This is a genomic window from Mesorhizobium sp. B2-4-19, assembly GCF_006441315.1.
In the GTDB taxonomy this organism is placed as follows: domain Bacteria; phylum Pseudomonadota; class Alphaproteobacteria; order Rhizobiales; family Rhizobiaceae; genus Mesorhizobium.
This window is the reverse complement of sequence record NZ_VFUV01000002.1, coordinates 426,300-448,127: the sequence shown is the minus strand read 5'-3', so window position 1 is coordinate 448,127 and position 21,828 is coordinate 426,300. Positions and strand designations below refer to the sequence as shown.

The 21,828-nt window shown below is 63.4% G+C and carries 18 protein-coding genes, 1 tRNA gene and 1 pseudogene; 11 read left to right on the top strand and 9 right to left on the bottom strand.

What is annotated here, in order from left to right; genetic code table 11:
- Positions 1 to 30: 30 nt before the first annotated feature.
- The 3 genes from rpsA to aroA all read right to left on the bottom strand — a co-directional run bounded on the left by rpsA (position 31) and on the right by aroA (position 4,038).
- A complete protein-coding gene (rpsA, locus tag FJ546_RS05350; RefSeq protein ID WP_010913037.1) occupies positions 31 to 1,728 on the bottom strand; it encodes a 30S ribosomal protein S1 in 1,698 nt (565 codons plus the stop codon).
- Between the two features lie 209 nt (positions 1,729 to 1,937).
- On the bottom strand, positions 1,938 to 2,588 hold the full coding sequence (cmk, locus tag FJ546_RS05345) for a (d)CMP kinase (RefSeq protein ID WP_140888394.1): 651 nt from the start codon (positions 2,586 to 2,588) through the stop codon (positions 1,938 to 1,940).
- 91 nt (positions 2,589 to 2,679) lie between these two features.
- Positions 2,680 to 4,038: a 3-phosphoshikimate 1-carboxyvinyltransferase gene (aroA, locus tag FJ546_RS05340; RefSeq protein ID WP_140888393.1), complete on the bottom strand. Its 1,359-nt coding sequence runs from the start codon at positions 4,036 to 4,038 to the stop codon at positions 2,680 to 2,682.
- Between the two features lie 206 nt (positions 4,039 to 4,244).
- On the opposite strand from aroA, the gene FJ546_RS05335 reads away from it, so the two are divergent.
- The gene (locus FJ546_RS05335) at positions 4,245 to 4,631 is read left to right on the top strand and encodes a TIGR02300 family protein (protein ID WP_095771615.1); all 387 of its coding nucleotides are present in this window, start codon (positions 4,245 to 4,247) and stop codon (positions 4,629 to 4,631) included.
- A 172-nt stretch (positions 4,632 to 4,803) separates the two neighbouring features.
- Positions 4,804 to 4,879 (top strand) — tRNA-Ala (locus FJ546_RS05330).
- 391 nt (positions 4,880 to 5,270) lie between these two features.
- Here the strand turns inward: FJ546_RS05330 and FJ546_RS05325 are convergent.
- Entirely contained in the window at positions 5,271 to 5,522 is a 252-nt protein-coding gene (locus FJ546_RS05325) for a hypothetical protein (RefSeq protein ID WP_140888392.1), read from the bottom strand.
- A gap of 584 nt (positions 5,523 to 6,106) precedes the next feature.
- Here FJ546_RS05325 and FJ546_RS05315 point away from each other — a divergent pair.
- The 3 genes and pseudogenes from FJ546_RS05315 to FJ546_RS05305 form a co-directional block, all read left to right on the top strand.
- Positions 6,107 to 6,337, top strand: a pseudogene (locus tag FJ546_RS05315) (SfnB family sulfur acquisition oxidoreductase); the annotation flags it as partial.
- Between the two features lie 62 nt (positions 6,338 to 6,399).
- On the top strand, positions 6,400 to 6,960 hold the full coding sequence (msuE, locus tag FJ546_RS05310; RefSeq protein ID WP_140888510.1) for an FMN reductase: 561 nt from the start codon (positions 6,400 to 6,402) through the stop codon (positions 6,958 to 6,960).
- Between the two features lie 98 nt (positions 6,961 to 7,058).
- On the top strand, positions 7,059 to 7,544 hold the full coding sequence (locus tag FJ546_RS05305; protein WP_140888391.1) for a hypothetical protein: 486 nt from the start codon (positions 7,059 to 7,061) through the stop codon (positions 7,542 to 7,544).
- Between the two features lie 100 nt (positions 7,545 to 7,644).
- On the opposite strand, the gene FJ546_RS05300 is transcribed toward FJ546_RS05305, so the two are convergent.
- Complete coding sequence (locus tag FJ546_RS05300) at positions 7,645 to 8,304, bottom strand: TetR/AcrR family transcriptional regulator (protein ID WP_181167821.1); 660 nt, start codon at positions 8,302 to 8,304, stop codon at positions 7,645 to 7,647.
- Between the two features lie 240 nt (positions 8,305 to 8,544).
- Between FJ546_RS05300 and FJ546_RS05295 the strand changes: the two genes are divergently transcribed.
- Both FJ546_RS05295 and FJ546_RS05290 read left to right on the top strand, forming a co-directional pair.
- The gene (locus FJ546_RS05295) at positions 8,545 to 9,984 is read left to right on the top strand and encodes an aldehyde dehydrogenase family protein (RefSeq protein ID WP_140888389.1); all 1,440 of its coding nucleotides are present in this window, start codon (positions 8,545 to 8,547) and stop codon (positions 9,982 to 9,984) included.
- Positions 9,985 to 10,038: 54 nt separating this feature from the next.
- Positions 10,039 to 10,614 carry a DUF1349 domain-containing protein gene (locus FJ546_RS05290; RefSeq protein ID WP_140888388.1) on the top strand — a complete coding sequence of 192 codons (576 nt, stop codon included), beginning with the start codon at positions 10,039 to 10,041 and terminating at the stop codon, positions 10,612 to 10,614.
- 330 nt (positions 10,615 to 10,944) lie between these two features.
- Here the strand turns inward: FJ546_RS05290 and FJ546_RS05280 are convergent, their stop codons facing one another.
- The 4 genes from FJ546_RS05280 to FJ546_RS05265 all read right to left on the bottom strand — a co-directional run bounded on the left by FJ546_RS05280 (position 10,945) and on the right by FJ546_RS05265 (position 15,663).
- Positions 10,945 to 12,474, bottom strand: coding sequence for a mercuric reductase (locus FJ546_RS05280; RefSeq protein WP_140888387.1), 1,530 nt, complete (start codon positions 12,472 to 12,474; stop codon positions 10,945 to 10,947).
- Positions 12,464 to 13,813, bottom strand: a complete 1,350-nt coding sequence (locus FJ546_RS05275; RefSeq protein ID WP_140888386.1) for a glucoamylase family protein — start codon at positions 13,811 to 13,813, stop codon at positions 12,464 to 12,466. Before FJ546_RS05275 ends, FJ546_RS05280 begins: the two co-directional genes overlap by 11 nt.
- Positions 13,814 to 14,040: 227 nt before the next feature.
- Positions 14,041 to 14,790 (bottom strand): SDR family NAD(P)-dependent oxidoreductase, encoded by a 750-nt coding sequence (locus tag FJ546_RS05270; protein ID WP_140888385.1) that lies wholly within the window; start codon positions 14,788 to 14,790, stop codon positions 14,041 to 14,043.
- Between the two features lie 102 nt (positions 14,791 to 14,892).
- Positions 14,893 to 15,663: a LuxR C-terminal-related transcriptional regulator gene (locus FJ546_RS05265; protein WP_140888384.1), complete on the bottom strand. Its 771-nt coding sequence runs from the start codon at positions 15,661 to 15,663 to the stop codon at positions 14,893 to 14,895.
- A gap of 110 nt (positions 15,664 to 15,773) precedes the next feature.
- On the opposite strand from FJ546_RS05265, the gene FJ546_RS05260 reads away from it, so the two are divergent.
- From FJ546_RS05260 to FJ546_RS05245, 4 genes are all read left to right on the top strand, one after another.
- Positions 15,774 to 17,915, top strand: coding sequence for a hydantoinase/oxoprolinase family protein (locus tag FJ546_RS05260; RefSeq protein WP_140888383.1), 2,142 nt, complete (start codon positions 15,774 to 15,776; stop codon positions 17,913 to 17,915).
- Positions 17,916 to 17,929: 14 nt separating this feature from the next.
- Positions 17,930 to 20,134: a hydantoinase B/oxoprolinase family protein gene (locus FJ546_RS05255; RefSeq protein ID WP_140888382.1), complete on the top strand. Its 2,205-nt coding sequence runs from the start codon at positions 17,930 to 17,932 to the stop codon at positions 20,132 to 20,134.
- A complete protein-coding gene (locus FJ546_RS05250) occupies positions 20,131 to 20,616 on the top strand; it encodes an acetone carboxylase subunit gamma (RefSeq protein WP_140888381.1) in 486 nt (161 codons plus the stop codon). The genes FJ546_RS05255 and FJ546_RS05250 overlap by 4 nt, the downstream gene beginning before the upstream one ends.
- Positions 20,617 to 20,686: 70 nt before the next feature.
- Positions 20,687 to 21,514, top strand: a complete 828-nt coding sequence (locus FJ546_RS05245; RefSeq protein WP_140888380.1) for an SDR family NAD(P)-dependent oxidoreductase — start codon at positions 20,687 to 20,689, stop codon at positions 21,512 to 21,514.
- Positions 21,515 to 21,828: the final 314 nt, after the last annotated feature.

Below are 21,828 nucleotides of genomic sequence, written 5' to 3'. Positions count from 1 at the left end.
ACGCGAGGCGTGCTGGCTATGGCTGACGCCTTAGTTGCCCTGCTTCTTCAGCGCGGCACCCAGGATGTCGCCCAGCGAAGCGCCGGAGTCGGTCGAGCCGTACTGGGCGACCGCTTCCTTCTCTTCGGCGATTTCCAGCGCCTTGATCGAGACCTGCAGCTTGCGGGTCTTCTTGTCGAAGGCGATGACGCGGGCATCGACCTTCTGGCCGACGGTGAAGCGCTCGGGGCGCTGCTCGTCGCGGTCGCGGCTGAGGTCCGAGCGCTTGATGAAGGTCTCGATGCCGCTGTCGACCAGCCGCACTTCCAGACCGCCATCCTTGACGCCGATGACTTCACAGGTGACGACGGCGTTCTTGCGCAGTTCGCCCGAAGTCGCCGCTTCGCCGACCGTGTCGCGGGCCAGCTGCTTGATGCCGAGCGAGATGCGCTCCTTCTCGATGTCGACGTCGAGCACCTGCGCCTTGACCATGTCGCCGCGATTGTACTCTTCGATGACCTGCTCGCCCGGACGGGTCCAGTCGAGGTCGGAGAGGTGCACCATGCCGTCCACATCGCCTTCCAGGCCGATGAACAGGCCGAACTCGGTCTTGTTCTTGACCTCGCCCTCGACCTGGCTGCCGACCGGATGGTTGCGCGCGAAGGCTTCCCATGGATTCTCGAGCGTCTGCTTGAGGCCGAGCGAGATGCGGCGCTTGGCCGGATCGACCTCGAGCACCACCACGTCGACTTCCTGCGTCGTCGACAGGATCTTGCCGGGATGCACGTTCTTCTTGGTCCACGACATTTCCGAAACGTGGATGAGGCCTTCGATGCCCGGCTCCAGCTCGACGAACGCGCCGTAGTCGGTGATGTTGGTGACGGTGCCCTTGATCTTCTTGCCGATCGGGAACTTGGTGCCGATCTCGGACCACGGATCGCTCTCGAGCTGCTTCATGCCGAGCGAGATACGGTGGGTTTCCTGGTTGATGCGGATGATCTGCACCTTGACCGTCTGACCGATGTTGAGGATTTCGGTCGGATGGTTGACGCGGCGCCAGGCCATGTCGGTGACATGCAGCAGGCCGTCGATGCCGCCGAGGTCGACGAACGCACCGTAATCGGTGATGTTCTTGACGACGCCTTCGACAACTTGGCCTTCTTCGAGGTTCTGCACGATTTCCGAACGCTGTTCGGCGCGGCTCTCCTCGAGCACGGTGCGGCGCGACACCACGATGTTGCCGCGGCGGCGATCCATCTTGAGGATCTCGAAGGGCTGCGGGTTGTGCATCAGCGGGGAGACGTCGCGGATCGGGCGGATATCGACTTGGCTGCGCGGCAGGAAGGCCACGGCGCCGTCGAGGTCGACGGTGAAGCCGCCCTTGACCTGGTTGAAGATGACGCCTTCGACGCGCTCACCCTTGGTGAACTTCTCTTCGAGACGGACCCAGCTCTCTTCACGGCGGGCCTTTTCACGCGAAAGCATCGCTTCGCCAAGCGCGTTCTCGATGCGCTCGACATAGACTTCGACGGTGTCACCGACCTTGAGGGTGGTGTCCTTGCCCTTGACGCCGAATTCCTTCAGCGGCACGCGGCCTTCGACCTTGAGGCCGACGTCGATGATGGCCATGTCCTTTTCGATGGCGGTGATCGTGCCCTTGACGACCTGACCTTCGCCGGAGTGGCCGGTGGTGAATGATTCTTCGAGCAGGCTCGCGAAATCATCGCGAGTGGGATTTGCAGCTGACATTGTTTCTCCTGGAGTGCCCCGCATCTGTGAGCGGGACGGCGCGCCGTGGGTTAGCGTTGCGTTGGCCTGCCGGCGTTCCGGGCTAAAAAAGCCCTGGGCCGCATTTTAAGCGGCAATTCCGGCGCATGAAGAATGCTGGCAGGCTGGTTCGTGCCCGATATGGGTATTTTCCGTGCTTCCGGCAACGGAAACGCGGGAGAAAACCCGGATCAGGCCTTGTTTCTCCTGGCCAGCGCGTCATCAACGATCGCCATGGCCGCGAGAAACGCGGCTTCTATAGCCATTTCGCTGGTATCAAGCAAGTGCGCGTCGGCGGCAGGCTTCAGGGGCGAGTTGGCACGGCCCATGTCGCGCTCGTCGCGGCGCACGATGTCGGCGAGGATTTCGGCGAAATTGGCGGTGCCGCCGATGCTTTCGATCTCGGCCAGCCGGCGCTTCGCCCGCACCTCGGCGCTTGCCGTCACATAGAGTTTGATGTCGGCGTCGGGGCACACGACCGTGCCGATGTCGCGCCCGTCCAGCACCGCGCCCGGCGGCGTCCTGGCGAAATCCCGCTGCTTCTCGACCAGAATGCGCCGCACGGTCGGATACACCGCAACTTTCGAGGCAGCCTCGCCAATGGCATGCGCCGACAGCACCGCCCGGTCGAGCTTAGCCATATCGACCTGGCGGGCGGCGGTTTCGGCCGCCGAGACATTGTCGAGCGGCAGGGCGTGCTGGATGAGCGCATAGGCAACGGCACGATAGGTGAGGCCGGTGTCGAGCAGGTTCAGCCGATAATGGTCGGCGAGCCGGCGGGCGAGTGTGCCCTTGCCGGCACCGGCGGGACCGTCGATGGCGATGGTGAAGGTGTGGTTCATTTGCTGGCCAACGCTTTGCAAAACTTGGCGTCCGGCCCACACGGGAGGGATGTCGGCCCCCAATCTCCAGGGCTCTTGGTTGCCACGACGCTCACTTGATCTCCGCGCCCAGCCCCGTCATCAGCCCCATGAACTCCGGAAAGCTCGTCGCGATCATCGCCTGGTCGTCGATGGTGACAGGCTTTTCCGTCGCCAGCCCCATCACCAGAAAGCTCATGGCGATGCGGTGGTCGAGATGTGTCTGCACGGTCGTATCCAGGCCGTTGGGATGGCCGCCGAGGCCCTTGCCGCCAGGCCGGCCGCGCACGGCAAGCGAAGCCTCGCCCTCTGTGCAGTCGACGCCGTTGAGCTTCAGCCCGTTGGCGACGGCCGACAGCCGGTCGGATTCCTTCACCCGCAATTCTTCCAACCCCTGCATCAGCGTCTCGCCCTCGGCGAAGCTGGCGGCGACGGCCAGCACCGGGTACTCGTCGATCATCGACGGTGCCCGCTCCGGCGGTACGGTGACGCCCTTGAGCTCGGAATAACGCACGCGCAGATCGGCCACGTCCTCGCCGCCGGCATTGCGCGGGTTCAAAATGTCGATCTTGCCGCCCATTTCCTGCAGCGTCAGCAGCAAGCCGGTGCGGGTCGGGTTCATCAGCACGTTTTCGATCACGATGTCCGAACCCGGCACGATCAGCGCGGCGACGAGCGGGAAGCCGGCAGAGGACGGGTCGCCGGGCACGGCGATCGTCTGGCCGGTCAGTCTGCCCTGGCCCTCGATGAAGATGTGGCGCACGCCGCGCTCGTCGGTCTCGACCGAAAGATTGGCGCCGAAGCCTTTGAGCATCTTTTCGGTGTGGTCACGCGTCATCACCGGCTCGATGACGGTGGTGATGCCGGGCGTGTTGAGGCCGGCGAGCAGCACCGCCGACTTCACCTGCGCCGAGGCCATCGGCACGCGGTAGGTGATCGGGGCGGCGTGCTTGGGGCCATGCAGCGTGATCGGCATGCGGTCGCCGGGCGTCGCCTTCAGCACCTGCACGCCCATCTGGCGCAGCGGCTCCAGCACGCGGCCCATCGGCCGGCCGGACAAAGAGGCGTCGCCGATGAAGGTGGTTTCCATGTCATAGGTGCCGACGAGGCCCATGGTGAGCCGCGAGCCGGTGCCGGCATTGCCGAAGTCGAGCGGGCCTTCCGGCTGCAGCAGTGCGCCGTTGCCGGTGCCGCGGATCACCCATTCGGCGCCGCGCTTCTCGATATGCGCGCCCATCGCCTTCATGGCCGCGCCCGTGCGCATCACGTCCTCGCCCTCGAGCAGGCCGGTGATGCGGGTTTCGCCGGAGGCGAGGCCGCCGAACATGAAGGAGCGGTGCGAAATCGACTTGTCGCCCGGCACGCGCGCGGTGCCGGAAAGGGCTTCAGATTTGCGGGCGGTGGCCGGCTTGGCAGCGGCGGCGTGAGACATGGAATTTCCCTGGACGGAATGCCGGCGGGCCGGCGCTTTTCATTTGTTGCGGCGGTCTCGTATCACGGCGAGGCGAAATGGTCATCCCCATGGTCGTCACTTGCCGCGAGGCCTTTCAGGACTTGGTTTTGTGACGCCGGCTTTTGGCTTTGACAGCGCCGCAAACAGTGGTTAAGGGGACCACTCTTTTATTGACGAGGCTTGCCGTGGCAAAAACCGAACTTGGCACAAAGCGTATCGATCCTGAGACGGGTCGAAAATTCTACGACCTGAACAAGGACCCGATCGTCTCGCCCTACACCGGCAAGACCTATCCGCGTTCCTATTTCGAGGAAGGCAAGATCGCCGCCCTCGAGGAGGAAGAGGAAGTGGCCGAGAAGGAAGTGGACGCCGAGGACGAAGAGGGCGTTGAAGTCGTCTCGCTCGAAGAGGCCGACGACGACGCCAAGGGCGACGATCTGCCCGATCTCGGCGATGACGAGGACGTCGACCTCGGCGACGATGAGGATGACACTTTCCTCGCCGACGAAGAGGAAGAAGACGACGACGTTGCCGACATGATCGGCGTCGGCGACGACGACGACGAGGTCTGACAGGCCTGAGACGCAAGCGTTTGCAGGCTTTCTCGGCCTGTGAACAAAAAGCCGCTCTTCAAGGCTTGATATCTGAGAAAGGCGGGGTTAGAAGCCGCCTGCACTAACGGCGCGGTGTTCCAACCCGCGTTGATCTCTTCGCCGGAAACGGCGCCGGCTGACTGCCGGGAGTGGGGCCATAGCTCAGTTGGGAGAGCGCTTGAATGGCATTCAAGAGGTCGTCGGTTCGATTCCGATTGGCTCCACCAAACAGTCTTCCAATGTTTTCAAGTTATTTGCCGTTTGCGTGTCCGAGGCTGCCATTCGGAAACCTGCCGGGCACGGCCAGGAGCGTTTTCGACCCGGAGACCAAGTTTGCGAGGGGGACTGACAGGAAAAAGCGGGAAAGCCGCGACCGAGCCTCAAGTTTCACCAGCACCGCAGCCCTTAGGACTGCTCTTGGTGGGGAAGCTTCACTTCGCCGTGTAAACCTGCGGCAACCAAGCGCGATCTACGGTCGGGATCGTTCGACAGACCTTGGGAATGGCGCAAGCAGATGACGGCCAAATGGCTTGGCGCTTGACGGGGCGCTGGCCACTCCATCACTTCGCCCGTAGGCGGCGTCATGCTCACAGCAGGTTGCGGCCGGCTTGTCGGTCATCATCGGCCCGATGAGACGCTACCGTCTCGACGGATGGGCTGATGAGCAGTATCCGGTTTTGTGTCGGTGCTTTTCGTCGAGCGCTTGTAGAAAAGCCCAAATGCCAGCAGGAAATATCCAACCTGCAGCATCATCAGCGTGAGGACGGTCCATGCGAGCGCTTTGCCGACAGATCCGGTTTCTATGTCGGCCCAGATCGCCACTACGGCCGATGTGGTGAACATCCCCACCAAAAATTGCGGAAAATACATGATTGCCCACCCCCGTTGTCGATAGCCCGCCGCTCCATTTGCGAAGCGGCGGGGCCCCCCATCTGCCCCCCGATTGCTGGGTGAGAGATGTCGCCGGCATTGCCGACTATGCAATGACGGTGCCAGACACGGTGACCCATTAAGAGACACCTATGCCGACGATGCAAGGCCGGATAGCTGATTAACATTACCTGTGGCTAATATGACACCGAAGGGACGGAGCGAACCTCGCCAATGCCAGCGACGTTGCGACCGCGCGCTGACAAGCCGAAGCCGGCCTGGCTGGCCAAAATTGGTATTTCCGTCCCAAGCGGCCGCCAAAAACGGAAATAAATATCGGCGAGATCCGGCCGCGCCGGACCGATCAACGAACGGCCTGAAGGGGAGACAGTTCATGGCACACGCAGCAACCGACGCGGTCAAATTCGCCTATTGGGTGCCGAATGTTTCGGGCGGCCTGGTGATTTCCAACATCGAGCAGCGCACCAACCATTCGGCCGAATACAACCGCAAGCTGGCGCAGATCGCCGAGAAGGCCGGCTTCGACTATGCGCTGAGCCAGATCCGTTTCACCGCTGGCTACGCAGATCGTCACGGCGGAAGCAAAAATCCTGTCGACCGAGATCGCCATTGCCGCCACCAACAAGCTGTTCGAACTGGCCGGCACCCGCTCGACGCTGGCCGAGCACAATCTCGACAGGCATTGGCGCAATGCCCGCACCCACACGCTGCACGATCCGGTACGCTGGGAGTACTCGATCCTCGGCAAATATTTCCTCAATGGCGAAAACCCGCCGCCGCACGCCTGGAGCTGATTTCCCTCGGCGGGGCAGGTGGCCCGCCATTTCAAACGTCGACATCCAAGAGGGCCACTGCCATGTCAAACCCCACCGTCGTCGGTTTTTCCGGCAACATCACCCGGCCGTCAAAGACGCGCTCCTTCGTCGAATTGGTCACCAGGGACATCGCCGCGCGCCATGGCCTGTCGGCTGTCACTTACGACATCGAGGATCTCGGTCCATCGCTCGGCACCGCACGGTGGGCGCGCCACCTCGACAGCCAGGCGCAGCCGATCCTGGCGCAGATCCTCGCCGCTGATGTGCTGGTGGTCGGTTCGCCGACCTACAAGGGCAGCTATACCGGCCTGTTCAAGCACTTCTTCGACCTGATCGACCCGGCAGCACTCCGCGGAAAGCCCGTCCTGTTGACCGCGACCGGTGGCGGCGAGCGCCATGCCTTGATCGTCGAGCATCAGCTGCGGCCGCTGTTCGGTTTCTTCGAGGCCTTTGCCTTGCCGACAGCCGTCTATGCCACAGACAAGGATTTCACCGACGGCGTCCTGCGCTCCGAGGCGATCCTGAAGCGCGCGGCGCAGGCGGTGGATGAGGTCGGCTTCGTGCTGGCCAATCGCTCGCCAGGCAGGGTCGCCGCCGAATAGCAGCCAATCGAAATCCGCACGGGGGCGCCCCCGCTTACGTGCAATTTACGACCGCCCGCTACAAAGTTCCTGTCTGATTCGCCCGGGATAGGAACACCATGAGCAAAGCCCTCACGACCTTCGCACTCGTCGCCGTGCTGACCGCCCTGCTCATGGCGCTGAGCCTTGCTGTGGCCCGGCATGGCTACCCCTATGGCGCGATCGGTGTCAGGCGGCTCGACGGCATCGCCGATGCCGGAACCTTCATTCCGCTGGCGGCTGTCTTTTTCTTCAGTGCGCTGTTGATGATGATCCTGCCGATCAGGGCGGCCAGCATCGTCCTCACCCATGCCGCCGATGCGATCTTCTGGACGGTGATCGTGCTGTTTGCCACCATCGTCGGCGGCCTTCTCGCCCGATGGGCCTTCGGCCAGGGCAGCGCTCTCCTGGCCTTGCTGAACTGGCGGTTCCTGTTTGCCGTCGCCATCGTCGGCTGTCACTTCTTCATGAACGAACTGCGCCGCAACGTGCTGTTGCGCAGCCTGTTCTTCGTGGTCTTCGCCGTCGCGACGCTCGCCTGCCTGTTCTGGTCGTTCACCCTCTAGAAAAGCGGAATATTCGCCAGCCTCCACCCTCTGTTGCCGGGTGGGCGCTCTACGGATCGCGTCTGGAAAACTGTCGGGTCGGGCCAGCCGGCGACTGCGTCTAACGGTTCTCAGAAAGCGTCTTCTCGACGTAGCGTGCGAAGTCCTCGACATCCTCCGCCGGAGGCTCCTGGCCGGTGAAGCTGCGCAGATAGGAGGCGACATGCGCGAGACGGGTGCTCATCGGCTCGTTGAGCTCAAGCGAGTAATAGCCGATCTGCATGAAATAGAGGACGCGAGCGCGCACGAATGCGTCCTCTTCCTCATAGCCATGACGCTTGAACATGTCGCGTATGGCATTGACACGCTCCTCGTCGGCCTCGTCGAGCGCGCGCCTGGTGGTGGGTGAGCGCCGGGCCCAGGCCCTGATCGCGAAGTCCAGCCGGGGATCGAACAGCCTTTCGTCCACCCAGCATTCGAAAATGCTCATCACGCCGCGGATGACGGTCGCGGAAGGTCGCGAGGCGCGCTCGACGATGAACCTTGTGTTGGTCTGCCGCCAATAGTCCAGCAACTGGTCGAGCAGATCCTGGCGGCTCTTGAAATACCAGTAGAAACTGGATCGCGAGACATCGAGCTGCTGGCCAAGCGTCAGCACGCGGACGCGTTCGACACCATCCGAGATCAGTGTCTCAAGCGCCAGCTTCAGCCAGTCTTCGCGCGTGGCCTTGATGTTGCCCGTGGCGCCGGCGCGCTGGATCGTCGTTTCGAGTGCTGCCATCTGTACGACGCATGACACGCCGCATCAGCCAAATCAAGGCTATGGACATAGGTGTGCAGGGCAATTCGCCTGGTCGGGAATAACGCTCCGCAGATAACTGCCAGGCTGGCTGCAACGGCTGGCCCGGGGATTTTTGTCGCGGCTGTTCGACCAGTGCGTGCTTTCCCGCAATGCATTTGTCTGGCAAATACCAGTTCACACGGATGCCGCCGCGCGGCCAACCAGCAGGAAAGACCAGATATGGCACAGTTTCGAAAGAACCTCATCGATGGCGAATGGGTCGGCGATGCCGGCTCCCGCAACATCAACCCTTCGGACACCGGCGACGTCGTCGGTGAATATGCCTCGGCTGGGGTCGACGAGGCCAAGCAGGCAATCGCGGCAGCCAAGGCGGCGTTTCCTTCATGGTCCCGCTCCGGTCCATTGGCCCGCCATGCGGTGCTGAAGAAGGCCTCCGACGAGATCATGGCGCGCAAGGACGAGATCGGCCGCAATCTGGCGCGTGAGGAAGGCAAGACGCTGGCCGAAGGCATTGGCGAGACCATCCGCGCCGCCCAGATATTCGATTTCTTTGCCGGCGAAACATTGCGCCTAACCGGAGAGATGGTGCCGAGCGTGCGGCCGGGCGTCGGCGTCGAGATCACCCGCGAGGCTGTCGGCGTGGTCGGCATCATCACGCCGTGGAATTTCCCCATCGCCATCCCGGCCTGGAAGATCGCGCCGGCACTCGCCCATGGCAACACCATCGTCTTCAAGCCGGCCGAGCTGGTTCCGGAGAGCGCCTGGTCCATCGTCGATATCCTGCATCGCGCCGGCCTGCCCAAGGGTGTGCTCAACCTCGTGATGGGCAAGGGCTCGGTGGTCGGCCAGGCGATGCTCGATAGCCCCGATGTCAACGCCATCACCTTCACCGGTTCGGTCGGCACGGGAAAACGCGTCGCCGCGGCAAGTGTCGAGCATATGCGCAAGTTCCAGCTCGAAATGGGCGGCAAGAACCCGCTGGTCGTGCTCGACGACGCCGATCTCGCGGTCGCCGTCGATTGCGCGCTCAACGGCGCCTTCTTCTCGACCGGCCAGCGCTGCACCGCCTCGTCCAGGCTGATCGTGACCGAAGGTATCCATGACCGTTTCGTCGATGCGCTGAAGGAGCGGTTGGGCAGACTGGTGATCGGCGATGCACTCGATGCGCAGACCCAGATCGGCCCGGTCGTCGACGCGACCCAGCTGAAGCAGGACGAGGATTATATCGCCATCGGCGTCAGGGAAGGCGCCACGCTCGCCTTCGGCGGCGAACGGCTCGACCGCAAGACGCCCGGCTTCTACCTCAGCCCGGCCCTGCTGACCGAAGCCACCAATGCCATGCGCAGCTCGCGCGAGGAGATTTTCGGCCCGGTCGCCAGCGTCATCCGCGTCAAGGATTATGACGAGGCGCTTGCCGTCGCCAACGACACGCCCTTCGGGCTCACCTCGGGCATCTGCACCACGAGCCTGAAGCATGCCACACACTTCAAGCGCAATTCGGAGGCCGGCATGGTGATGGTCAACCTGCCGACGGCGGGCGTCGATTTCCATGTTCCCTTCGGTGGCCGCAAGGGCTCGAGCTATGGCCCGCGCGAACAGGGCCGCTATGCCATGGAGTTCTACACCACGGTAAAGACCGCCTATACATTCGCGGGCTGATCGGGCGCCGGCCTGTCGGGCCGGCGACCTTCACTACGGAACCGGCGTGAGGCGATGACATTGCAGGACCTGACCTGGCTCAACCCGCCGCCGCATCACGCCATCGACGGCGATGCGGTGCGCGTGCGCACCGGCAAGGAGACCGATTTCTGGCGCGAGACCTTCTACGGTTTCTGGCGCGACAACGGGCATTTCCTGCACCGGCCGGTAGAGGGCGATTTCACCGCCGAAGTCACCGTCAAGGGCGACTACAAGGCGCTCTATGACCAGGCCGGACTGATGGTCCGGCTCAGCCAAACGCATTGGATCAAGGCCGGCATCGAATACACCGACGGCCTTGCCTATTTCTCCGTCGTCGTCACCAACGACACATCGGACTGGTCGCTGGTCGCCGTTCATGCCGGTCCGAACGGCGTCAGCATCCGCCTGACCCGCCACGGCGAGGCGATCCGGGTCCAGTATCTCGACGCTTCGGACGGTCACTGGAAGCCGGTGCGGCTCGCCTATTTTCCGATCTCGAAGACGGTCGATGTCGGCATGATGTGCTGTTCGCCGCAGCGCGAGGGTTTCGAGGTCACATTCTCCGGATTTTCGGTCGGCCCGCCGATTTCCCGGGAACTCCACGGCTGACGTTCCGGCCGGAACTGGACGGCCGCATGCGACGCCGGCTCCTTGCACAGCACGACACGGGTCTCGCCCATGACCGGATCGAAGGCCGCGACGCACTCGCAGTCGATGTCGGCATAGACCCGCCAAAATGATGCAGCAGCATGTAGCGGGCCGCATCCGAGCGCTGCACGCCCCTCGTGTAGCCGCAGAACATTGACAGGAAATCCGGGTAGTGCTCGGCCACGAATTCGAGCACATCAGCGCAACCTTGTTTAGCTGAACAAGGCTTTCGTCAAGCACCGTATATTTTGAGTACTGCCGCGCCCCCGAATCCTCGGCGCGCGGCCAGGCTCATCGCCTCGACCAGGCCAGCCAGCGCGCCGCCAGACGCCTGCGCAAGGAGGTGAACCGGGTTCGCCTGTAGGCGTCGCCCGCCATCTTGATGCCTTGTGCCTGCGTCGGGAAGGGATGGATGACGTCGGCCAGGGCGTGCAATCCCATGCCCGACCTTATGGCAAGCGTCACCGCATTGATCATCTCGCCGGCATGGGCCGCGACGACCGTCGCCCCCAGGATGCGGTCGGATCCCTCCCGGACATGGATCTTGACGAACCCTTCCTCCTCGCCGTCCATCACGGCGCGGGCGACGTCATGCATCAGCACTGTATAGGTCTTGACCGGAATGCCGTTCTGCCGCGCCTCGATGGGATAGAGCCCGACATGGGCGATCTCCGGATCGGTATAGGTGCACCAGGGAACGACGAGGTCACTGAGCCTTTCGCGCCCGCGAAACAGGGCATTGCGCACGACAATGCGTGCCGTAGCCTCGGCGGTATGGGTGAACTTGTATTCCAGGCACACATCGCCCGCCGCGTAGATGTGCGGATTGGTGGTCCTCAGGTGATCGTCCACCTTGATGCCGCTGGCGTCATACACCACCCCGGCCTCTTCCAGGCCAAGACCTCTGACATTGGGCGAACGGCCGACGCCGGTGATGATCTCGTCGACGGAGATCGTTGTCGTGTCGCCGTCCCGCAAAAGGTCGGCGAGCTTCTTGCCGCCTTCCCCGCGCACCGCCACCACCTCGGTGTTCAGGCGTACCTCCACCCCCTCGCGCGCCAGCGCGTCCGAGAGAATCTGCGCGGCGTCGCGCTCCTCGCCGGACAGGAACATCGGATCGCTCTGCGCCAGGATGACCTTCACGCCGAGCAGGCAGAAGGCCTGCGCCGTCTCGCAGCCAAGCGGCCCGCCGCCGATGACCAGGAGCCGCTCGGGACGTTGCGTGAGGTTGAACATGCTCTCATTGTCGAGATAGCCGGCCTCGGCAAGTCCGGGGATCGCCGGCCCGCTGGGATGCGCGCCGGTCGCGACCAGGGCCTTCTTGAAATGCAGCGTCTTGCCGGCGACCAACACCGTGTCGGGTCCGCCAAAGCGCGCTTCGCCGAAATAGAGGTCGATGCCATCGGCTGTGATGGCAGCGGCCGAATCGGCGCGGCTCAGCCGTTGCCGGATCTGCCGCATCCGCATCATGGCCCGTTCGAAGTCGACCGGAAGACGCGCCGGCGTGTCGCCGCCGAAATTCTCGGCATCGCGCATGTCGGCATAAAGCCTGGCCGTGCGGATGATCGACTTCGAGGGGATGCCGCCGACATTGACGCAGGCGCCGCCGATCAGCCCGCGTTCGATCAGCGCAACTTTCGCGCCAAGGCTTGCGGCGTCACGCGCCGCGGTCAGCCCGGCTGGTCCGGCACCGATGACGACGAGATTGTAGTGGCCGTCGGGCGTAGGGTTCTTCCAGTGCGGCGGATGTGCGCCTCGGACCAGTTCGACGTCGTTGCGGTCGACCGGGAAGGTGGCCGCCTTTGTCTGTTCACGCGCCATCGTAGGCTCCCGATGCCGAGCCTGCCGGCTGTGCCAGCCAGCCGCCGGTGAAACCCGCTTTGTCCAGGCCGCGGCGGATGTGCCGATTGGAGCGCATCAGCTCCCAGATCAGGCGCGAGCGGTGGTTCTCGATCATCATCACCACAATGCCCTGGTCCAGCCCGTAATGGCCTTCCGACACCCAGCCGTTGCCGCCGAATTTTCGCCGGTTGGCCAAGGTCGGATTGAAGCCGCTCGGCAGGCGGAAATTGTTGATCACTTGCGGATAACGCTCGCCGAGATGACGCATGGCTGCCAGGCAGATGTCAGGCGCGAAAGGCAGCGACGCTGGATAGGACCATGGCGCGATCGTCCCGTCATCCGGCCCGAACGGTGCGCCGCGCGCGGCATAACCCGAAAACCGATGCCTCCGTCGCTCGACACTGGCGCGGAAGCCGCCCGGCCCGTCTCCGGCCGAAAGGCCCCAAAGGTTCTCGCCATAGCCGTCGAAGCCATAGGGGTTGTGGCGGGCATAGTCGCGGTGGAGATAGGTCGAGCGGCGGCTGTTTTCGAAATAGTCCGAGTTCTTCTCGCGCATGAAAGCGTCGCGGATGCCGGCGAAATCGATCCAGGCATGCGAGAATTGGTGCATGAACAGCGGACCGCCATAGAGCACGTCATGGCCGTAGATGTTTTCCCACTGGTAGGTCGCCGTCCAGGCTTCGTAACTGTCGTCGGAAGTCGGGCTGTCCGGCGAGGCCATCGACAGCACATAGAGAATGGTCGCCTCGTTATAGCCTTCCCAGCCATAGTGGAGAAAACCGCTCTTCGGCTTCCAGCCTTGCCGCAAGGTCGGGCTGCTGCCTTGCGCCCAGCGCCAGTCGACGCGCCGGTAGAGCGCTTCGGCCAGTCGCCGGATTTCGGCCTCCTTCTCATTCTCGCCGGAGAAATAGGCGCCGGCCACCAATATGCCGGCCACCAGCAAGGCGGTGTCCACCATCGACAGCTCGCAGCGCCAGACGCGCAGCCCGGTGCGCATGTCGAGGAAGTGGTAGTAGAAACCCTTGTGGCCGGTGACGCCATCACCACCGTTTTGCGGGCTGGCCGAAAAGAAACGCAGCGCCGCAAGCGTGAACTCCACCGCCGCCGCGCGCGTCATCCAGCCGCGTTCGACGCCAATTGGATAGCAGGAGAGGGCGAAACCGACGACCGCGATGCTGGCCGGCGAATTCGGCCGCGATGTATCGGCGACCAGCCCGTTGTCGGGGTTCACATTCTCCAGGAAATAGCCGAAGGCCGCGCGCTGATAGCGGTCCAGAAGCTCGTCATCGGACAGCGCTGCGGGCTCTGCTTCAGGCAAGCGATACAATCTCCAGCCTGGTGGCCGCGACCTCCGTCGATCGCGCGGGACCGGCACGGCGGCCATGGGTCATCGCCAAACTGTCTCGTCGTGTCATGGCTGTCCCTCAAACCCTGTTCTGCCGCCCATATAGACGTCAGCGACTATAAGCCTGTCCAGTTACGATCGTTCCCTCGTCACGCGGAATTGTAGTTGCACCGGCCAATGTGGGGATGTTCCGGCCCGGATCAATACGTGGCGCGGCCGCCGGAAACGTCGAAGACGCCGGCGGTCGTGAACGAGCATTCTTCCGAGGCGATCCAGCAGATCAGCGCCGCCACTTCCTCGACCTCGCCAAACCGCGCCATCGGAATCTTGGACAGCATGAAGTCGATGTGCTCCTGTTTCATCTGCTTGAAGATCGCTGTGCGCACGGCCGCCGGCGTCACGCAATTCACCGTCACCTTGGTCTTGGCCAGTTCTTTGCCGAGCGACTTGGTCAGCCCGATCACGGCGGCTTTGGACGTGCTGTAGGCGGAAGCGTTGGGGTTGCCTTCCTTGCCGGCGATCGAGGCGATGTTGACGATGCGGCCATAATTGCGTTCGAGCATGTGCGGCACCAGCGCCTTGTTGCAGTAGAAGACGCCGTTGATGTTGATGTCGATGACCTTCTGCCAGTCCTCGGTCGAATAGGCCCAGGTTGTCATGTTCGGTCCGGTGATGGCCGCGCTGGTCACCAGGATGTCGACGCCGCCAAGCGCTTCGATCGTCCTTGCGGCGGCGCCTTCGACGCCGGCGGCATCGGCGACGTCAATGGCGACACCATGCAGGCCAGGGATGAGAGTTTTCGCCTGTTCGATCTGGGCCGGATCACGGTCCCAGACGCAGACGCGTCCGCCTTCCTCGACGATCCGTTGCGCGACCGCCAGGCCGATGCCCGAGGCTCCGCCGGTGATGACGGCTGACCGGCCAGCGAAACGTCCCGCGAAGTTCGGCATCTGGTCTTCCTCCCAATCGGTGGCGAATGTGAAGTCAACTGCAACCAAATTCAAGGCGGGATCGGGCTCGCCGAACGGGATATTGGTAGGCCAGCAGGGGCGCTATCGGTGCTGAAAGAACTGCAAAAACAGCTCCCGCTCGGTGGTGATGTCGAGTTTCTCGTAGATGCGCCGGCGATGGTTCTTGACGGTGCCGACGGTGATGCCGAGACGCTCGGCGATGTTGGCGGTCGGGTGGCCGGCGAGGATCAGCTGCACCAGCTCCCGCTCGCGCAGCGACAGTTCCGGCCACAGGCTTGTCGGGATGGCCGGCTTCTGCTGCGGCGAAGCGCCGGGGCCGGTCGGGGCCGTGCTGCGCGAAAAGTCGCTGCCGCGCGCCTTGATGTCGAGCGCATGCAGCGCCTCGAACACCGGCAGCCGCTCGTCCAAGAGGGCGATCTCGCTGTCCTTGAAGGAACGGGTCGAGCGGTCGAGGAAGATGCCGAGGCACCAGTCGCCGCCATCGGCCAGCATGATGCCGACCTCGTCGCAGATTTCCGACTGCGCCAGGAAGCCGGCTATGTACTGGCCGCGCTTGGCTTCTTCGTCGGCGAGCCCCTTGAGCGGCAGAATGCCGAGACGGCGCTCGCGTCGCCAGGAGGCATAGAACGGGTCAAAGACGTAGTAATTGTCGAGATAGCGCCGCACCATCTCGTCCGAGAAGCGCCGGTGCTTGACGAATTCGGGCGTCCTGGTTGCCGAGTAGCGGGTGACCGTCACCAGGTCGTGCGTAATGTCCGCCCCGATCAGATCGATCAGGCAGTCGACATGCCGGTCGGTGCCGGTGGCGGCGATCGCCCTGGCCAGCGGTGCCCAGATATTGCCCATGCGCATGCCCTTTTCTCGGTGAACCGCGCCGCGCAGTCATTGTGTCTTTAGGCATATGGCGCGATCCGCGCGATCGAATCTAGCCTGCGGTCATTCTCGAAGAGGGAAGGCGACCCGTGGACCAGATCACCACCAACCCCATCGTCATCGGCATCGACGCCGGCGGCACCATGACCGACACGATCCTTGTCGATCAGGACGGCCACTTCAAGATCGGCAAGTCGGCGACCACGCCTAGGAACGAGGCCGAGGGTTTCCTCGCCTCGGCCGAGGACGCGGCCGATGCCTGGGGCATCTCGCTGGAGCAGCTGTTCTCCGGCGTCAACGTCGTGCTCTATTCCGGCACCGGCATGCTCAACACGCTGTTGTCGCGCACCGGCCGCCGCCTCGGCCTCATCACCACCAAGGGCCTGGAGGACATGATCCTGATGGGCCGCGGCCTGCAGGCCTGGGCGGACTATTCCTACGCCGACCGGCTGCACGCGGTGACGCACCAGCATCCCGACCCGTTGGTGCCGCGCCGCCGCACCCATGGCGTCACCGAGCGCATCGACCAGTTCGGCGACATCATCCTGCCGCTCTACGAGCATGAGGTCGCGGCCGCCGCCAGGAAGCTGATCGCCGACAAGGTCGAGGCGATCTGCATCATGACCATCTTCTCGCACGTCAATCCCGTGCACGAGAAGCGCATTGCCGAGATCTGCCGCGAGGAGATCGCCAAGGCCGGCGCCGACATCCTGGTCTACACCAGCCACGAGGTGCGCCCGGTCATCCGCGAGCAGTCGCGGCTGAACTCGGTGCTGATCGAGGCCTATGCCACCTCGCGCGGCCGCAAGCAGCTCAAGGGCATCGAGGACGTCTCCAGGAAATACGGCTTCAAATATGGCGTTCAGACGCTGCTCTCCTTCGGCGGACTGACCTCGATCAACCATCCGCGTCTGCATGAGACGATGATCTCCGGTCCGATCGGCGGCATTCTGGGCGCGGCCTATGTCGGCAAGCTGATCGGCAACGACTCGCTGATCTGTTCGGATATGGGCGGCACCTCCTTCGACATGGGCGTCATCACCCGTGGCCAGACGCGGATCGAAAACGAGCCATTGATGGACCGCTTCAAGCTCAACGTGCCGACGCTGCATCTCGACACGATCGGCGCCGGCGCCGGCATGATCCTCAAGGTCGACCCGCTGACCAAGAAAGTCTCGCTCGGGCCGGAAAGTGCCGGTTCCGATCCGGGCCCGATCTGCTTCGCCAGGGGCGGAACCGAACCGACCATCGCCGATTGCGACGCCATCCTCGGCCGACTCAACCCGCATTATTTCCTCGGCGGCAAGGTTGTGCTGCAGGTCGAGAAGGCGAGGATAGCCTTCGAAGAAAAATGCTCGCGCCTGCTTGGCGTTGGCGTCGAGGAAGCCGCCGAAGGCATGATCGACATGCTGGAGGCCGACGCCAACAACGCGCTGCGCCGCGTTATTTCCGGCCAGGGCATCCACCCCTCGGAATTCACGTTGCTCTCCTATGGCGGTTCGGGTCCACTGCATCTCGCCGGCTGCTCCAGGGGCATCGGCTTCAAGGACATCATCACCTTCCAGTTCGCCGCCGCCTTCTCGGCCTTCGGCTGCACCACCGCCGATTTCATGCGCCGCCACTCCGTGTCGACGCAGCATGACATCGGTGCGCGGGCCAGCGACGACGAGCTGCTCGCCTTCGGCAAGAAGGTCACCGCCGTCTGGGACGATCTCACCAAGGCGGCGGTCGATGAGATGATCGTGGACGGCCATGCGCGCGAAAAGATCAAGACCGTGCCGTTCCTGATGATGCGCTACACCGGCCAGCTGGAGGACGTCGAGGTGATGGCGCCGCTGCCGGCCCTTCAATCGGCCGATGACATGCGCAGGGTCATCGACGAGTTCGAGGCGGTTTACGCCAAGGTCAACCATCGCGTTTCGCGCTATGGCGAAGCCGGCTTCTCCATCACCGAGCTTGGCCTCATCGCTACCGCCGACAAGGTCAAGCCGGTGCTGCTGAAGCGTCCGCTTGGCAAGTCGGATCCGTCATTCGCCCATAAGGGCGTGCGCGAGGCTTATATTGGCGGTCGCTGGCACAAGGCCAATCTCTACGAGATGGACTTTCTGCAGCCCGGTCACGAGGTCATCGGCCCGGCCATCATCGAACATCCCGCCACCACGCTCGTCGTTCATCCGCAGGACCGTGTCCATGTCGATGAATGGACGCTGCTGCACTACACCCACGCTTGAGAAGGGCGAACGCCATGCTGGACAAACCCGCCTCCGCGCTCCGCATCCGCGAACGGCTGATCGAATCCGAACGGCTCATGGAAGAGACCGGCTGCTATGACGGCATCACCGAATTGCAGCTGCGCAATCAGGATCCCCTGAAATTCGAGACGCTGCACACCAAGCTGCGCGCTTATTGCGTCTCGGCTCGCGAAATGGCCCGCCGCATCTCGGCTTCGCCGGGCGTGCGCGAAGTCGGCGAAATGGTCGTCGCCATCTACACGCCGGAAGGCGATGCGATCGCGCTCTCCAACGGCATCATGGTGCATGTGCACACGATGAGCCGCTTCATCAAATGGATGATCCGCAACGGCTACGAGGAAAACCCTTGCATCCGCGACGGCGACATCTTCGCCAACAACGATGCCTTCATCGGAACCGTGCAGGTGCCCGATGTCATGGACGTTGTACCGATCTTCCATTCCGGCAAGCTTGTCGGCTGGGCGGGCGCGGTCTGCCATGAACTCGAGGCCGGCGGCATTACCCCCGGCGGGGACGTGGCGCTGGCCCAGGAGCGCTTCACAGAGGGCCTGTTCGTCTGCGCCGAAAAGGTCGGCGAGAACGACGAGATCCGTCGAGACTATGTCATCCGCTGCGAGCGCAATTTGCGCATGCCGATCTATTGGGTGCTCGACGAGAAGGCCAAGGTCGCCTCCTGCATCGACATGCGCGAAAGCGTCAAGGCGCTGATCGACGAGATCGGCCTGGACTATTGGATGCAGGTGTCGAAGGAATTCATCGAGGAGGGCCGGCGCGCCCAGCTCGCCCGCACGCGCCAGCTCACCGTGCCCGGCATCTATCGCGGCCACACTTTCTACGGCCATGTCACCGCGGGCAAACCGGGTTATCAGCCGCTCGGCGATCCCGACTGGCTCTACAACATGCCCATCGAGATGGAGATCACCACCGACGGCAAGATCATCATGGACTTCGAGGGCACGCAGCCCTGGGGCTACCATTCGATGAACTGCACGCCGGCCGGCATGGATGGCGGCATGTTCGTGACGCTCACCCAGCACATGAATTTCGAAGGCCTGGTCAATGACGGCGCCTGGATGGCAACCGAGCTGAAACTGCCGCACGGCACATGGACCAATCCGGACAATGAGATGGTGGCGACCGCGACCTCATGGGCCCTGCTGCTGCCGGCCTACGGCGTGTTCCAGCGGCTGTTGTCGCGCGCCTTCATCGGCCGCGGCTTTGTCGAGGAAGCCTTCGTCGGCCAGGTCAACAGCCCGATGATCGAGATGGGCGGCACCAGCCAGTACGGCAAGCTGTTCGGCATGGCGCATTTCGAGTGCGCCGCCGCCGGCTCCGGCGCGCTGGCGATCAAGGATGGTCTCGACACCGCCTATGTCGGCTGGAATCCCGAATCCGACATGGGCAATATCGAGATATGGGAACAGAACATGCCGATGGTCTATATCGGCCGCTCGATCGTTCCCAATTCCGGCGGCGCCGGCAAATATCGCGGCGGCTGCTCCTTCATCTCGACCTGGCTGGTCAGCAAGACCGACCATCTCAGGCTGGTTACATCTGAACATTCCTCCCGCGTGTTCGACAATGGCGGCATGTGCGGCGGCTATCCGGCACCGACCTGCCAGAAGCACCGCGCCGTGCGCAATTCCAACATCTTCGAACTCGCCGAAAAACGGGCGCCGCTGGCGCATCACACCGGCACCAACCCACATCGCTCGGAACTCGAACTGCGGCTGCAGGGCGAGCATGTGACGATGGAAGGTCCCTACATCACCGCCCCGCACAAGACCGGCGACGTCTTCACCCATTCCTACAATGGCGGCGGCGGCTATGGCGATGTGCTGGAGCGCGATCCGCTCAAGACGGCAGCGGATGTCGAGAATGGCTATCTGACCAAGGAAGCGGCCGAGGGTATCTTCGGCATCATGCTGGATGAGGATGAGGACGGTTATCCCGTCGCCAACATCGAGGCCACCAAGCGCCACCGCGCCGAAATGCGCGCCAAGCGGCTGGCCAAGGCACGGCCGGTCTCCGAGTGGATCGCCGCTGAACGCGGCCGTGTCGAGAAGGCCGACTTCGCCCCCGAGGTGAAGAAAATGTATGCCAGCGCGATCAAGCTGTCGTCGCGCTTCACCAGGGAATTCAGCGATTTCTGGAACGTCGACGCCAAATCGATCTTCATGCCAGGAGCAAAGCCATGACCTCGTACAGCAAGGATGTCATCGCCGATCTGGTCGCGGGCACGCTGCCTTGGCCGCAGACGCGCCGCGTCATGAGCGCCTACAAGGATGACGACCGCTTCTTCAAATACGTCGCGGTGCTGCAGGACCGTGTCGGCTGGAAGGACCCGATCCTGCTGCCGGTCTCGGATCACCTCTTCATCTGCCAGAGCGGCGACGAGCGCGTGACCCGCTGCGAATGCGGTCACTCCTTCGGCGACTATCGCGAGAACTGGAAGCTCAAGGCTTCGATCATCGTGCGCAACACCGAGGAGACGCTGCGCGAGATCTATCCCAACAGCGATATCCCCGATCCGCAATGGATGGAGATCCGCGAATTCATCTGCCCTCAGTGCGGCACCATGCACGAGGTGGAAGCGGCCGCGCCTGGCTATCCCATCGTGCACGATTTCCAGCCCGATCTCGAAGGCTTCTATCGCGAATGGCTGGGCAAGTCGCTTTAGGGAAAAGTGAACCGCGTCGACAAATACTCAGGAACCTGATTGCCTGCCGCAACCATTGGAGAAGCGCGCGATGACAAACCTTGCAGGACGCGGTGCAATCGTCACCGGCGGCTTTTCCGGGATGGGCTTCGCCATTGCCACTGCCTTGGCTGAAGCCGGCGCCGATGTCGCCGTCGGCTCCTACATCGCGCCTGCGGGGGCCGACAGATCCGACGCAGCCTGTTATCCGGGCGCCGACGAAATCGAGCGCGTACGCTCGGCCCTGTCGGCCCATGGCACCAGGGTGCATGCTGCTCACCTCGATGTCCGTGACAGCGAGGTCACCGACCGTTTCGTGACGCAAGCCGAGGCCACCATCGGTCCTGCCGATATCCTGGTCAACGCGGCCGGCACCACCGCCGAGCAACCGGTCTGCGGACATTCCGACACGCTGTGGGACAAGATCGTCGACACCAACCTGACCGGCGCCTTCCGCGCCACCCGTGCCGTGCTTCCCGGCATGATCGAGCGCGGCTGGGGCCGTATCGTCAACATCGGCTCGACTGCGGCCTCCGTCGGCTGGAAGGACAACCCCGCCTACTGCGCGTCCAAGGCCGGCCTGCTTGGCTTGACCCGTTGCGTGGCGCTGGAGGGGGCGGCGCATGGCGTCACCTGCGTCATGATCAGCCCGACCTGGGTCGAGACCGAACTGATGCGCCGCAACGTGGCGCAGGTCGTCGAGCGCGAGGGCAAGGGGCGCACCGCGCAGCAGGCGATGGCTGAGATCGCCAAGGGCAACCCGCAGCAGCGCATGCTGCAGCCGCAGGAGATCGCCGCACTGGCGGTGTTCCTGTGCTCGGATCTGGCCAAGGGCATAACCATGGAAAACATCCAGATCACCGGCGGAGCACTGTGGTAGCGTTCTCGTTGCTGATCCAGGCGGCTGTCGCGCGGGGCGGGCCGCCGGCTGCTCTCTCCCGTTCGCTAGAGGTAATTCCAGGAAAAGTGTGAACGGTTTTCCGTCCGGAATTGCGTCAAAACAAAGAGTTAGAGCGGTTCGCGGTTTCCGTGAAACGGTGAACGGCTCTGATGTAAGACAAGGTGACCGGATTGCCATTGAGCATGCGGTGCGATAGGTTATATTGCACTGCACAATGGAGATGCCGTTTATTGCACGCCCCTGTTTGCGGATATGCCGGCTGGCCCGCGGCCTGCCGGATTTGCTGGTCTTGG